Here is a 15,928-nt window from a genome sequence, read left to right as displayed (position 1 = left end):
CTTAATTAATCCGATATATGAAAAGGTTTAAATATATAGTTTACGCGGCCATGGTGGCTACTATGCCGCTGTTTACCTCCTGCGGCGATGAGTTCCTGGAGAAGCCAGCCATTGGTGCCCTGAGCGACAACGTGCTGGCCAATAAGGCGGGGGTGGAGAAACTTCTGATAGGCGCCTACGCCGCCCTGGATGGAATAGACATAGGCAACTGGGAGGTAGACCCTACCAACTGGGTGTATGGCAGCGTGGCCGGTGGGGAAGCCCACAAAGGCAGCAACGGCGCGGACCAGCCCGCCATCAACCCGATCGCGACGTTCAACATAGACCCCAGCAACGGTTTTATAAACCTCAAATGGCGGGCGATGTACGAGGGTATTTCCCGCACAAACTCTGTGCTGAGTATACTCCCTCTGGCAGAAGACATGTCGGATGCCGACAAGCAGAGAGTGGCAGCGGAGGCCCGCTTCCTGCGCGGGCACTATTACTTCGAACTGAAGAAGATGTTTAACATGGTGCCCTGGATTGATGAGACAACCACTGAGTTCAACCAGCCGAACAACGTGGACATCTGGCCGAATATCGAGGCGGATTTCCAGTTCGCTTTCGATAACCTGCCAAACTCGCAGGCGGAGGTCGGCAGAGCGAATAAGTGGGCCGCAGCCTCTTACCTCGGCAAAACCTACCTGTATCAGCACAAATATGCGGATGCGAAGGCGATGTTCGACCGCGTTATTTCGGAAGGCGTTACCAGCAACGGCCTGACGTATGGTCTTGTAGACAAGTTTAAAGATAACTTCGATGCCAGCGCCGAGAATAACAAAGAGTCGATTTTTGCGGTGCAGATGGTGGCCAACGACGGTACCAACACCATTGCCAATGGCAACCAGGGCCAGATGCTGAACTTCCCGTACAACAGCCCTTTCCGCTGCTGCGGCTTCTATCAGCCTACCCTGGACCTGGCAAACTCGTATCAGACGACGCCGCAGGGACTTCCCCTGATAGACAACTACAATGCTGACCCGCTCAAGAACGACCAGGGCGTGACCTCTGACAAGGCTTTTGTACCGGACGATCAGTCCGTAGACCCTCGCCTGGACTGGACCGTAGGCCGTCGCGGCATTCCTTTCCTGGACTGGGGCCTTCACCCGGGACAGGCCTGGATTCGTGAGCAGTCTACTGCCGGCCCGTACTCTGCCAAGAAGTTCATCTACTGGCAGGCCACAGCAGAAACCTTCTCAGACCAGAGCTCCTGGGCTCCGGGTTCTGCCATCAACGTGCTCATCATCCGTTTTGCGGACGTGCTGCTGATGGCGGCCGAGGCGGAGGCGCAGTTGGGCAACCTGGCGCAGGCGCAGGAGTACGTGGATATGGTGCGTGCCAGAGCAGCGAAGCCTGAGAACATTGTGCATACCTATGTAGATCCGAAAGAACCATTGGAAGGCTTTACAAGCCAGCCGGCAGCCAATTACAACATAGCGCCTTACCCGGCAGGTTATTTTGAAGGGCTTGGCAAAGATCAGGCGCTGGAAGCCATCTACTTTGAGCGCAAACTGGAGCTGGCGCTGGAAGGCCACCGCTTCTTCGATCTGGTGCGCTGGGGCAAAGCGGCTGAGGAACTGAATGCTTTCTTCGAATATGAGGGAGCCATCCTTCCGGATGTGGAGGGCGGTTTCTTCCAGGAGGGCAAAAACGATTACTACCCAATCCCGCAACGACAGATAGACCTGCAGACGGTGGGCGGAGAATCTGTGTTGACACAGAACCCTGGGTATTTGTAACCTGCCCATGGCATTCTTTTCTTTTTGACGTAAGTTGGAAGAGAATCATAAAAAGAAGCCTCCGGAGCATTAGCACCGGAGGCTTCTTTTTTCTTTAGCCCGGAGTATACCGGCAGTTCAGAATTTCGCCCTAATTATGCATATTGCCTGTTCTAAAGAACCTAATAAACAGAGGTTTGGTTTGTGTGATAGTGAGAGCCAGGTGGCCAACATGCCTTGTCCGTTTCCCTTATATATGATGCGCCTTCCTCAAAACACCCTTCTTTTTCTGCTTGCCTTTTTTGCGCTTGCTTTGCCAGCCTGCAGGCAGCAGGAAGCGCGCCTCTTTGAGCGGATGCCCTCTGGCGAGACAGGCATCACCTTCTCAAACCGTATCACGGAATCCGACACGCTGAACGTCCTGAAATCGGAGTATGTCTACAATGGCGGTGGCGTGGGCATCGGGGATTTCAACAACGACGGGCTGCCGGATATATACTTCACGGGCAACATGGTCTCCAACAGGCTTTACCTGAACAGAGGCGATTTTGCTTTTGATGATGTGACGGAGAAAGCCGGTGTGACCGGCGAGGGCAAGTGGTGCTCCGGGGTGGCGCTGGTGGATATAAACAATGACGGCTGGCTGGACATATATGTGGGGGCCACCATGAAAAAGGACTCGCTGAGCCGGGCCAACCTGCTCTATATAAACAACGGGCCGGGCAAAGACGGCGTGCCGACTTTCACGGAATCAGCGGCCATATATGGCATCGCCGACACAGGCTACACCACCAATGCCGCTTTCTTTGACTATGATAACGACGGGGACCTTGATTTATATGTAGTCATCAGCGTCATCAACGCAGGCGTGCCCAAAACTTACCGAAAGAAGCTGACAGATGGATCTGCCCTCAACACCGACCGGCTTTACCGAAACAACGGGGACGGAACGTTTGCCAATGTTTCGCAGGAGGCCGGGATTCTGATCGAGGGCTTCGGCCTGGGTGTGGCCGTCAACGACATTAACCTGGATGGCTGGCCGGATATATACGTCACTAACGATTATCTCTCCAACGACCTGCTCTACATCAACAACCAGGACGGTACCTTCACCAACAAAATAGCAGACTATATAAAGCACACAAGCCACTCGTCTATGGGCAACAGCGTGGCCGACATCAACAACGACGGGCTGGTGGATATTCTGGCGCTGGACATGCTGCCCGAAGACAACAAGCGCCAGAAAATGATGCTGATGGCAAACAACTACGCTACCTACCTCAACAACGATGCCTATGGCTATGAGCACCAGTACGTCCGGAACACGCTGCAGCTGAACCAGGGCATGACGCCGGCGGGGCACCCGGTCTTCAGCGAGGTGGGCCAGTTGGCGGGGCTTCACCAGACCGACTGGAGCTGGACGCCTTTGGTGGCCGATTTTGATAACGATGGACTGCGGGATGTCATCATCACCAACGGCTTCCCCAAGGACATAACAGACCAGGACTTTGGCGTGTACCGGAACGGCCCCGTCGGCAGAGTAGGGGGATATGAATACATGGCCGACTCTATTCCGGTGGTCAAAGTGTCGAACTATGCCTTTAAGAACAACGGTGCCCTGTCTTTCAGCGACGAAACCCAAAGCTGGGGCCTGGATATTCCGTCTTTCTCAAACGGCGCCGCCTACGCCGACCTGGACAACGACGGCGATCTCGACCTGGTGGTCAACAACATCAACGACAGCGCCCTGGTCTACCGGAACACGTTATATATGGCGGAAACTGGTCCGGGCAAGGAGCACTTTCTCCGTTTGAAATTTAAGGGAACTCCCCCGAACGGAGCCGGTCTGGGCGCAACCGCCACCCTGTACTATGGCGGCGGCAAAACGCAGTTCCATGAAAACAGCATTTACAAAGGCTACCTGTCTACTGTTGAGAACGTCGCCCACTTCGGGTTGGGCGATGCGGACAAGGTTGATTCTGTGAGGGTGGTATGGCCAAACGGAAAGTGTCAGCTGCTCAGAAACATAAAGGCAGACCAGGTGCTGACACTCGACCAGAAGAACGCGACACAACAGCACGTTTTCCCCGCTCAGGGCGGAGGCCAGCCGCAGCAGGCACTTTTCAGGGAAGTTTCCAAAGCGCTCGGCATTGCCTACAAAAGCCAAGAGGATGATGCCGTAGACTTTAACTGGCAGCGCACCCTGCCGCACAAATTGTCGCAGTACGGGCCCGGCATTGCTGCCGCCGACATCAATGGAGACAGTCTGGACGACTTTTATATTGGCGGAGCCGCGGGCAAGGCGGGCGGCCTTTTCCTGCAGCAGCCGGACGGGACCTTCCGCATGGCGTCAGGTAACATGCCGGGAGGTAAAACCGGCGAGGATATGGGGGTGCTGTTCTTCGACGCGGACAACGACGGTGACCCGGACCTCTATGCCGCCAGCGGCAGCTATGAATTTGAGGCGGGCTCGGAGGCGCTGCAGGACCGGCTATATATAAACGACGGTAAAGGCAATTTCAGAGTGGATGCGGCTGCGCTTCCCGCGCTTACGGCGAGCAAATCCTGTGTGAGGGCGGCCGATTACGATAAAGACGGCGACCTGGATTTACTAGTGGCGGGCCGGGTGGTGCCCGGCAAGTACCCGCTGGCGCCGGAGAGTTATATACTCCGGAATGACGGCGGCCGCTTTGCGGATGTCACGGCATCGGTGAGTCCCGGGCTGAAGAACCTGGGCATGATAACCGACGCCCTGTGGTCTGACTTTAACGGAGACGGGAACGTGGATTTAGTGGTGGCAGGGGAGTGGCTGCCAGTCACCTTTCTTCAGAACAAGGGAGGGAGGTTCGCGGATGTAACGGCTGCGACAGGCCTCTCGTCCTATACCGGCTGGTGGAACAGCCTCAGCGCAGGAGATTTTGACAGCGACGGCGATATAGATTATGTGGCCGGGAACCTGGGCCTGAACACAAATTACGTGGCCTCAGTAAACCAGCCGCTGCGCATCTTCGCAAAAGACTTCGACAGCAACGGCAGCATCGATCCCGTGCTGTCGTGTTACCTCAAGGCCGAAGATGGCACCATGAAATCTTTCCCGATGCATACCCGCGATGATCTGAACGCCCAGATGCCCCGCACCCGCAGTATTTTCCGCCGCTATGCCGACTATGCCCGTGCCACGATAGATGAGGTGATACCGCAGGCCGAGCGCCAAGGGGCTTTGATTAGGCAGGCAACGCACTTCGAGAGCAGCTATATAGAGAACCTGGGCCAGGGCAAGTTCAAGCTGAAGGCGCTTCCCGTGGCGGCGCAGATTGCGCCCATATATGGCATGCAGCCCGATGACATGGACGGAGACGGCAACCTCGACCTGCTGCTGGTGGGCAACGACTATGGAACGGAGGTGTTTACGGGCCGTTACGATGCCTTTGCCGGACTTTTTCTGAAAGGAAACGGCAGGGGAGGATTCCAGCCGGTGGCGCTTGCCAACAGCGGGTTTTTTGTGGATGGGGATGCCAAAGCGGTGGCGCAGCTCTTCGGCACCGACGGCCGGCAGCTAACACTTGTCACCCAGAACAGCGACAGCCTGCGGGTTTTTGCGCCTGTCGGCAAGGCGCAAGATCACACAGAAATACTAACGCTCCAGCCGCTGGACTGTAAAGTCACCATCACCTACAAGAATGGCAAACAGCAGGTGAAAGAACTCTACTACGGCCATACCTACCTGTCACAGTCGTCGCGGAAGCTGGCCCTGGCGAGCAACATGGCCTCTGTGCTGATACAGGATTTCAGTGGGCGCACCCGGCAGGCGCTATAGTAGAAGGGAAAACGAGAGAAAAGCGCGTGCATCAGGCAATGCATATATAAATCTCTGACATGCAACCCTGGTTGGCCCTTTTGCTGGTTGGCAAGGAAGCACTAGGGGGAGGCTTCCCCGGCGGCGGCAGCAATCCGTAGCCGGTAGAGCCCGGGAACTGCGGTGCCGGAAGGGTAGGGGTGGGCAAATTTCTACGGCGAAAGTAAATCGCAACTTGGTTTATATATAACCATGCAAAATCCGCCTGCATTGTCCACAAAAGCGCGCCCTGTCATCCGATATATCCGCCGTTAAACAGGCTCTGAAAAGTCTTGTGTCTTGCTACCTGCTACTGGTGTCCTGTTGCCTGTCTGCGGGAACGCAAACCTCCTACAAACCGGAGAAAAGAGTGGAGGTCTGCACCAAAGCAACTTTTGGGCAGGCAAGTCAGCAAATTTCGTTTCAGGTTTGCTGAGAGACTTCGGGAGCGGACTTTGAAACAGGCCATATAGTTCTTCCGGGCATAGGCAGTCAGCAGGTTGGGCGCGATAAATACTTGTTTTGCCCTGCCCCCGCGCCTGGTTTATACGTATTTCGCTCCGGGGTACGGAACAAAGTAAACTTCTATTTAACTTCTTTATCCGTAAATCGTAATAGTCGGTTATAGCTGTCCGATGCGCGCAGCTTTTCATCGTGTTTAAGTATATCCGTTATATATTTTAGTACTGCTGTACCTGAATAGCAGAATTAGAAGATACTTTGCCTCCGTTACAGCGTCTGTGCTACATGCGGCATTTCGTGGCGTCCCACCCAAGCACTTAGCGCCTAATAATGCCTCAAGGCAAAACAGACGGTGTTGTTTTTTTGTCTGAAGAGAGGATAACCTTACAAGCAACAGCGGGAATGCGGCATCACAGAGGCTTTTCTGCCGAAGTGCCCACCACCGGAGCCATGCTATACCCGGTACGGGTACAGCTATAGCGAAGCGTGAACGCGTTGCTGCAGAAGTCAATAAAAAAACCAGAAAAAATTATCGGATACCGATACACTATTGTTGATCTATTTATCATAGATTTGGAATAAATTAGGAGGTTGAGCGCTCAATCAAAATGCCTGTTCTGTCTATGCGTTTTGGTCCGTGAGCCTTTGGCATTCTTATTAGCCTGCGTGTAAATCTTATTGGCATACCTCTAAAAGGGTGTAATTGTCAAAGTGAGCGTTATCAGTAAAATCATAGTTCTAATCTCAAAACACAACGTATGAACAAGAGGTACTTGAATACGTGGCCGACCTCAAAGAACGGCCATAGGAAAACCTTACCGCAGAAAAGGGTGCTCGCCCTGCTTCTGGCGGCCGCTTGCCTCTCGCAGGGCGCGCTGCAGGCAGAGGCCGGCACCCACAACGCCTATCTGGCCGAAGGAAACGTCTCCCTAACAGAGAAAGCCTTCATGCAGGGCGTGGCAGTGTCCGGACAAGTAGTGGGCGACGACGGGCAGGGAGTGCCCGGCGCGACGGTGGTGGTGAAAGGCACCACGATCGGCACGGCCACGGATGCCAACGGAAACTTCACGCTGAATGTGCCAACCGGCAGCGAAACCCTGGTTGTTTCCTTCATCGGCTACGAAACGCAGGAAGTACCCATCAACAACCGCTCTACCGTTACGGTTAGCCTCTCTACCGATGTGGAAGCGCTGGAGGAAGTGGTGGTAGTGGGATATGGTACTCAGGAACGTACCGATGTGACGGGTGCCATCTCATCAGTGCAGGGAGAAGCCCTTGAAAGGGTTCCAACCCCTACCATCGCGCAGCAGTTGCAGGGGCAAACGCCCGGTGTGCAGGTAACGGCTAACTCCGGTTCACCGGGCGCTGGGTCCAGTATCCGCATCAGGGGAGCCGGTACGCTCGGCAACAACAACCCGCTCTACGTGGTGGACGGCGTGCAGGTGGAAGGCAATATCAACTACCTGAACAGCAATGACATCGCTTCCATCGAGATTCTGAAGGATGCCTCTGCCACAGCCATTTACGGCTCCAGGGCGGCAAACGGCGTGGTCGTGGTTACTACCAAAAAAGGTAAAGCAGGCGCGGGTGAGGTAAACTTCTCAGCTTATACCGGTGTGCAGAATGCCTGGCGGACGCTGGACATGACAAATGCCGCCGAGTACGTGACGCTGGATAACCTGGCAAGGCAGGCCGCAGGCATACCCACCAACCCGGAGTGGGCCAACCCACAGTCCGTGGGCGAGGGCACAAATTACCAGGAGGAGCTTTTCAGAACTGCCCCTATCTCCAACTATCAGTTGTCATGGTCAGGGGGCGGAGAAAAATCCACCATGTACGTCTCCGCGGGCTATTTTCAGCAGGATGGTATTGTAATCGGCACTGACTTTGAGCGTTATACCTTCCGGGTGAACACCGACCATACCATTGGAACCAGGGTGAAGGTAGGAAACACCCTGCAACTGAGCTACACGGACGAGGCGCTGATTCCTAACAACGAAGACCTGAACACCGGGGTGCTGTCACGCGGTATCCGCCAGTTGCCCACGGTGCCTGTCTATAATGAGGATGGCTCTTTTGCCGGACCTACCGGAAACTTCGAAGGGGAGTCTGAGAACCCCGTGTGGCTGGCGCTGGAGTCTTACAACACCAACAAAAACTACCGCTTGCTGGGCTCTGTGTATGGAGAGGTGGAAATCATACCAGATCTGACCTTCCGCTCCAGCTTCAACATGGACTTCAGCTACTTCCGGAACCAGAACTTCGACCCGGCCTATGCCATTGGCAACAGGCGGAACGACGCCAACTCGCTGGGCATAAATAACAGCACCAACCGGGCGTGGCAGTGGAGCAACATTTTCAACTACAGCAAAACAATCGGTCTGCATGATATAGAGATACTGGCCGGTATCGAAGCACAGGACAATTATTTCCAGAATGCCTTTGCAAGAGGCGGCGGCTTTCTGAAGAATGCGGAAATCCAGTTCCTGAACCAGGCCACGAAAGACTTCTTCGTGAGCGGTGGGGCCAGTGAATATGCTATTTTCTCACAACTGGCCAGGGTAAACTACAGCTTTGCTGACAAGTACCTGTTCACCGCCAACATCAGACGTGATGGTGTATCAAGATTTGCCAATAACCGATACGGTGTGTTCCCCTCGGCCTCCATTGGCTGGAGACTATCAGAGGAGGACTTCTTCAAGAACAGTGTAAACTTTGTCAGCAACCTGAAACTGCGGGCCAGCTGGGGTGAAACCGGAAACCAAAACATAGGTGAACCTTACCCTACTTACGGTAGGTTAGTCGGAACCGGACGATACGCACTGGGTGCTGACCAGATTCAGGTACCAGGCTATTTTCAGCCTACGCAGGTTAACCCGGACATCCGGTGGGAGACGACCAAGCAAATTAACTTCGGTATAGAATCAGGCTTTCTGCAGAATAAACTGACTTTCGCAGCCGATTACTTCGTGAAAACCACGAAAGACTTGCTGCTGCAACTCCCGATTCCTGCAAGTACCGGTCCTGCCGCTGCCTATACTAACGCCGGTGAAATCCGGAACAGGGGCTTCGAGATTGCCCTGGGCTACCGCAACATGGAGAATGCCTTTGGGTATGGGTTTGGCCTGAACCTGACCACCATCGACAACGAGGTGATCGACATGAACGGGCTGGTGCTGACGCAGGCGAACAGCCGTACGCAGGAGGGCATGCCGATCGCGCAGTTCTATGGCTTCCAGACGGCAGGCATCATCAGAACGCAGGAAGAACTGAACGAGGTGAAGCCCGTGCAGCCGAACGCTGAGTTAGGTGATATCCGGTTCGTGGACCTGAACGAGGACGGCGCCATCACCGGAGACGACAGAACGTTTATCGGCAACCCTCTTCCTGACTTCACAGCAGGTCTGAACGGTGAGTTTACCTATAAAAACTTTGACCTGAACTTCCTGTTAAACAGCAGCTTCGGTAACGATATCTGGAGTGCTATCAGCCTCTACGGTTACTCCTCAGACCCAGGCAATAAGTTCTCGGTGCTGATCAACAACACGTATACCGCCGACAATCCGGGCGCGGAATACCCCAGGTTGATAGCCGGTGATCCCAACCAGAACCTGAGGCCGGATTCAGACAGATGGATAAGAGACGGCTCTTACGTAAGGTTGAAGACCCTCCAGCTTGGGTACAATGTGCCGGCAGCTATCTCAACAAGAGCAAAAATCGAGCGCCTGCGGGTATATGTAAGTGCTGCTAACCTCTTTACCGTAACAGGCTACGACGATGGATTTGATCCGGAAATTGGCTCTGCAAGATTCCTCGAAGGCCAGTCGAACAGTGTGCTTGAAATAGGGGTTGACCGTGGCATCTACCCGCAGTCAAGAACCTTCCTGTTCGGAGTAAACATCGGTTTTTAAGCAAAGTATTAACTCAAACAAATCATGATAAATTATAGAAAAACGATACAGCTGTCCCTTATTGCCGGTGGGCTGCTCGCGGGTGGGATGGTGCTGCAGGCCTGTGAGGAGGAGTTTCTGGATAGGAAGCCGCTGTCTGATCTAACAACCGCTAACTTCTATACCACGGCTGAAGACGCCCTGGCCGCCCTGAACGCCGCTTACGATCCCCTGCAATGGGATGTCCATTCCCGCATGGACTGGATATTCGGAGACGTGGTGGGCGGAGACACCGACAAAGGAAGCACGGACGACCAGGACTATGCCGAAATTCTGCAGTTCCAGTATTTTACGCAGGTGGCCAGCGCCCCGCTGCTGATGGACTTCTGGAGCCAGTCTTATGACGGGGTGTACCGGGCAAACCTGGTGCTGGAGCGCGTGCCCGAAATCGAGATGGACGAAACACTGAAAGCCAGAATCCTGGGGGAGGCCAAATTTCTGCGGGCGCAGTACTACTTCGATCTGGTGAAAGCCTATGGACGTGTTCCGATCATAACGAGCGTGCTTAATCCGGATGAAGTGTTTGTCGCCCGCCCGGCGTCTATCGAGGAAAACTGGAACCAGATGGAGCAGGATCTGCGGGAGGCCATTGAGGTGCTTCCTGAATCTTACTCAGGGGCGGATGTAGGCCGGGCAACGAAAGGCGCTGCCCGGGCGCTGCTGGCTAAAAGCCTGCTTTGGCAGTCTACTCCTGAAGGCTGTGCTGAAACGCCGTGGGCTACGCAAGACCAGTACGAGGAGGTGGTGGAACTGACAAACGCCATCATCAACTCGGGCAACTACAGGCTGATGCCTGACTTTGAGGAACTGTTCCTGCTGGAAGGGGAAAACAGCCCTGAGATTGTGTTCGCGGTGCAGGCAGTAGGCGGCACAGGCGGCTGGGCAAGCGAGAACGACGGCGTTATGCTCAACCAGTGGCTGTCGCCCCGTACTGCGGATATATCCGGCTGGGGCTTCAGCACCCCGATCGGGCCGAACACACCAGACAACTATGGCGGTAACCCCGACATCAAGGTGAACAACATATATGAGGCTTTCGAGCCCTGCGATCCGCGCCTGGAGTACTCTATTCTGGAGCCGGGTGATGAAATCAATGGACTGACGTATGCCGCTTCCTGGTCACGCACCGGTTACAGCATCCAGAAGTTCCTGATACCCGAAGATCAGCTGACAGGTGCCGGCAACTCCCCGCTCAACATACCGCTTATCCGCTATGCTGACGTGCTGCTGTGGAACGCAGAGGCGCTGAATGAACTGGGCAGAACAGAAGAGGCATTGGAGTCGCTGAACGCAGTCAGGAAGCGTGCCAGGGAAAGTCTTCCGGGCGCAACCTGCCCAGAGGCTGTCACCAGCGTGAGCCAGGCCGAACTGCGAGACATCATCATTCAGGAGCGTCGCAGGGAGCTTGCCTTTGAAGGGCACCGCTTTTTCGACCTTGTGAGGACCTGCAGAGCATCCGAAGTGCTGAACGCGATGGGAAGACCATTCCAGGTTGGCAAGAACGAGCTGTTCCCGATACCGCAGGCCGAGATTGACAGAAACCCTGCCCTGCAGGGCGACCAGAACCCCGGATTCTAGCCTGGCCATATCAGATTAAAGCGTAAAAGAATAAGGAAAAGGGTCGCGGTTTGCGATCCTTTTCCTATTTTAACGGAACTGTAAAATGAATATCAAAATGAAGAAAGTATATAACAAATTCAGCACCTGTGTTTTAGCTGCTTTTACCGGCCTGCTGGTGCTGCCGGGCTGCAGCAGCGACGACGACGCGCCTACTCCGGCAAGCACCGCCCAAAGCAGCATTACGGCAAAGGTGAACAACGCAGACTGGGCATCGTCAAAGGGAAGTTTTAAATTGGGCACGCGCACCGTATCCAATGGTGCCAGCGCCTTCACAGAACCCGGCGATACCCTTACTATTATCGGGGTGCAGGTGCAGGGCGCGGATACGACGGCCATTGTATTGTCGGTGAAGCTGGATGAAGACAAGGTGGGCACCTACCGGCTTGGGGGTGGAACTGACGCCAAAGGGAAGGGTTATTTTTTAACGCGCATTTCTAATGGCGCTTTGGAGGAGACGAAGGCAAGGTATGAGGGCGGCATCAGCAACGGGGAACTGCAGATTACGGAGTACAATGCGGCCGACTACAGCGTGTCTGGCAGTTTTGGGTTCAGCATGTCTGTGCCTGAAGAAACAACCTATACGGTGGTGGCCGGTAAAATCGAAGATGTCACTTTTTAGGGTACAGGGTTGTTGTCAGTTTTCAGGTGCTTCACCCCGGCAGACAAACGGGTGTAGCCTTCGCAGTTTACGAGCCACACAGGTACCATGATCCTGACTTTCAACAGCATCTCAGATTTGGTGAGAGCAATCCTTATTTTTCTTGTGGCGGTGGCATTTACAGGCTGCGGCCAGGAAGAAAGTATGTTTGAGCTGCGGTACCCGTCCGAAACGGGCATTACGTTCAAGAACCAACTCACCTCCAACGACTCCATCAACCTGCTCAATTTCGAGTACTTCTATAATGGCGGCGGCGTGGCGGTGGGCGATCTGAACAACGACGGGCTGCCCGATATATACTTCACGGGCAACATGGTGTCCGGCAGGCTGTACCTGAACAAGGGAAAATTCGAGTTTGAGGATATAACGCAGCAGGCGGGCGTAGAAACCAGCGACTGGGCGACAGGCGCCTCCATCGTGGATATAAACAACGACGGCCTGCTGGATATATACGTCTGCATGTCGGGTTACAAGGATGACCGCCGCCGGAAGAACCTTTTATATATAAACAAGGGCATCGGTGCGGGCAATGCTCCGAAGTTTGTGGAGGAGGCGGAGAAATACGGGCTGGCCGATACCGGTTACTCTACCCAGGCCGCATTTTTCGATTATGACCTGGACGGGGACCTGGATATGTACCTGGCCACCGTAAACCGCGCGAAGGTGAACCCAAATGTGCTCGCCTCCAAACCCGGGCAGGGCAAGGGCACAAGTGTGGACCGGCTCTATCGGAACAACGGGAACAACACGTTCACCGATGTTGCCAGGGAAGCGGGCATCACAAAAGAGGGCTACGGTTTGGGCGTGGGCATCGGGGACATCAACCAGGACGGGTGGCCGGATATCTACGTGTCGAACGATTTTATATATGACGACCTTTTATATATAAACAACCAGGACGGCACCTTCACCGAAAGTATCCGCGATTACCTGAAGCACACCAGCCACTTCTCGATGGGGACGGATATCGCCGATTTCAACAACGACGGGCTCCTGGACATCATTAGCCTGGACATGATGCCCGACGACAGCCGGCGGCAGAAGCTCATGAACGGGGTGAAGAACTACGATGAGTTTCAGCTGGCGCTGCAGCGGGGCTATATGCCGCAGTACGTCCGCAACAACCTGCAGCTGAACAACGGCAACGGCACCTTCAGCGAGATAAGCCAGCTGGCGGGCATCCATTACACCGACTGGAGCTGGGCGCCCCTGCTGGCCGATTTCGACAACGACGGCAACCGCGACCTTTTCATCACCAACGGCATCCGCAAAGACATCACGCACCTGGATTTTGCGACCTACTATGTCACGCAGATGAGGTCCAGCTTTGGCAACGAGGGCACCGGAGAACATCTGGTGAAGATGGCCGAGACCATGGAGGGGGTGAAAAAGCACAACTTCATGTACCGGAACAATGCCGACCTCACCTTCACCGACAAGTCCGTCAACTGGGGGCTGGGCCAGGAGTCTTTTTCGAGCGGGGCCGCCTATGCTGATCTGGACAATGACGGGGATTTAGATATTGTCATCAGCAACGTGGACGAGGAGCCCTATCTATACCAGAACATGGTGTCGGAGCGGCGCGGGGAAAAGGAAGCGAGCAGTAAAAACTACCTCCGCCTGAAGTTTAACGGACCTGATAAGAACAAAGCGGGCATCGGGGCAAAGGCAACGCTGCGGTATGACGGCAAAATGCAGGTGGCCGAGCAGTATCCTTTCAGAGGATTCCAATCGACAGTGGAGAACACGCTGCACTTCGGGCTGGGGTCTGCCGGGGTGGTAGAGGAAGTAGAAATCACATGGCCTGACGGCAAGCAGCAGGTGCTGAAAAATGTAAAGCCCAACCAGGTGCTTGTGGTGAATTACAGGGATGCTACAATCAAAAAGAGCAAGCCTGAAGATAAAGTAGCTCCCCTTTTCGAAGATATAACAGCGGCTGTAGGCATTGCCTACCAGGACAAAAGCCAGGAGTATATAGACTTCAAACTGCAGCCGCTGCTGCCGCACAAGTACTCGCAGAACGGGCCCGGCATATCGGTGGGGGATATAGATGGAGATGGATTGGAGGACTTTTATGTAGGCGGCGGTTCCACCCAAGCCGGAGCATTGTTTTGGCAGGGCGGCGACGGAAGCTTCAGCGCACGCGCACTTGCTACACAGGAGAAACCCGGGGAGGATATGGGCAGCCTGTTCTTCGACGCTGACAATGATGGCAACCTGGATTTATATATCGTGCGCGGCGGAAGCGAGTACCCCGCCGGAGACAGCGCCTATCAGGACCGGCTCTATATCAACGATGGAAAAGGTAATTTCATGCTCGATATAAAGGCGTTACCCCATATAGACGCAAGCGGTTCGTGTGTGGCGGCGGCAGACTACGACAAGGACGGTGACCTGGATTTGTTTGTGGGGGGAAGGGTGCAGCCAAGGCAATTTCCGCTGCCCGCGAAGAGCTACATCCTGCAGAACAACGGGGGCAAGTTTTCTGACGTGACCAAAACCGTCGGGCCGGTGCTCTCTGATTTAGGCATGGTGACCTCCGCGCTCTGGACAGACTTTGACAACGACAATGCCATCGACCTGGTGGTGGCGGGAGAGTGGATGCCGCTCACGTTTCTGAAGAACACAAACGGCAAACTGGAAGATGTGACCGCCACGACGGGGCTCCGCGGTACCAGCGGCTGGTGGAACAGCCTGGCAGCCGGTGATTTCGACAATGACGGCGACACGGACTATATAGCCGGAAACCTGGGGCTCAACTCCAAATTCAAGGCTTCGGAGGAGCAGCCGGTAAGCGTATATGCCAAAGACTTTGACAAGAGCGGCACGACGGATGCCGTGATGACGCATTATATCCAGGGAAAAGAGCAACTGGTACACGGGCGGGACGATATGACGGACCAGATGGTGTCGATGCGGCGGGAATTCAGGACCTACGAAGACTACGCCAGCAAATCGTTTGACGAGATATTTACGGCAGAGAGGCTGCAAGGTGCTTACGTGGCGAAGAGCGAGAACTTTAAAAGCAGCTACATCGAGAACCTGGGCAACGGAAAATTCAAAATGACAGCGCTCCCCATACAGGCGCAGTTCGCCCCGGTGTGCGGCATTACGGTGAACGACTACGACGGCGACGGCCACCTGGACCTGCTGCTGGTCGGGAACTCCTATGCAACGGAAGTGGTGGTGGGGCGGTATGACGCGTTTACCGGTTTATATCTGAAAGGCAATGGCAAAGGGAAGTTCGCCCCGGTTGCTATCAGCAAGAGCGGCTTTGCGGTGGATTCGGATGCCAAAGGCATGGCAGAACTAAAGGCCAGAGAAGGAAGTCCGCTGGTACTCATCGCTTCGCACAACGACAGCCTGCGGGCATACAAAAGTGCGCGTCCGGCGGCTGAACTATATGCTGTGCCCGTTCTGTCATCCGACGCCTACGCCATCCTCACACTACCTGACGGCCAGAAAAGGAAGCAGGAATTCTATTATGGCTCCGGGTACTTGTCCCATTCTTCCAGAACCCTGTGGCTGCCAGCCGGGACAAAGTCAGTTCAGATCATAAACAAGGCAGGAAAGGTACGGACAACGATAACAGACGTAGCGCAGGCGAAACACATTGCTACTAAAGGCAAGCCGACGAAGCCATAGG

6 protein-coding genes are annotated in these 15,928 nt (G+C 54.6%); all 6 read left to right on the top strand.

Annotated elements, in window-relative coordinates:
- The first annotated feature begins 17 nt into the window (after positions 1-17).
- The 6 genes from GSQ62_RS07405 (at position 18) to GSQ62_RS07380 (ending at position 15,927) form a co-directional block, all read left to right on the top strand.
- Positions 18-1,778: a RagB/SusD family nutrient uptake outer membrane protein gene (locus GSQ62_RS07405; RefSeq protein ID WP_161888917.1), complete on the top strand. Its 1,761-nt coding sequence runs from the start codon at positions 18-20 to the stop codon at positions 1,776-1,778.
- A 235-nt stretch (positions 1,779-2,013) separates the two neighbouring features.
- Positions 2,014-5,574, top strand: coding sequence for a VCBS repeat-containing protein (locus GSQ62_RS07400; protein WP_161888916.1), 3,561 nt, complete (start codon positions 2,014-2,016; stop codon positions 5,572-5,574).
- A 1,238-nt stretch (positions 5,575-6,812) separates the two neighbouring features.
- The gene (locus GSQ62_RS07395; protein WP_161888915.1) at positions 6,813-9,965 is read left to right on the top strand and encodes a SusC/RagA family TonB-linked outer membrane protein; all 3,153 of its coding nucleotides are present in this window, start codon (positions 6,813-6,815) and stop codon (positions 9,963-9,965) included.
- 24 nt (positions 9,966-9,989) lie between these two features.
- Positions 9,990-11,582: a RagB/SusD family nutrient uptake outer membrane protein gene (locus tag GSQ62_RS07390; RefSeq protein WP_161888914.1), complete on the top strand. Its 1,593-nt coding sequence runs from the start codon at positions 9,990-9,992 to the stop codon at positions 11,580-11,582.
- 85 nt (positions 11,583-11,667) lie between these two features.
- Entirely contained in the window at positions 11,668-12,243 is a 576-nt protein-coding gene (locus tag GSQ62_RS07385) for a DUF6252 family protein (RefSeq protein WP_161888913.1), read from the top strand.
- 87 nt (positions 12,244-12,330) lie between these two features.
- The gene (locus tag GSQ62_RS07380) at positions 12,331-15,927 is read left to right on the top strand and encodes a VCBS repeat-containing protein (RefSeq protein WP_161888912.1); all 3,597 of its coding nucleotides are present in this window, start codon (positions 12,331-12,333) and stop codon (positions 15,925-15,927) included.
- Position 15,928 lies beyond the last annotated feature (1 nt).

It is taken from the genome of Pontibacter russatus (assembly GCF_009931655.1).
Lineage (GTDB): Bacteria > Bacteroidota > Bacteroidia > Cytophagales > Hymenobacteraceae > Pontibacter > Pontibacter russatus.
This window is presented reverse-complemented; position numbering and strand designations above follow the sequence as displayed.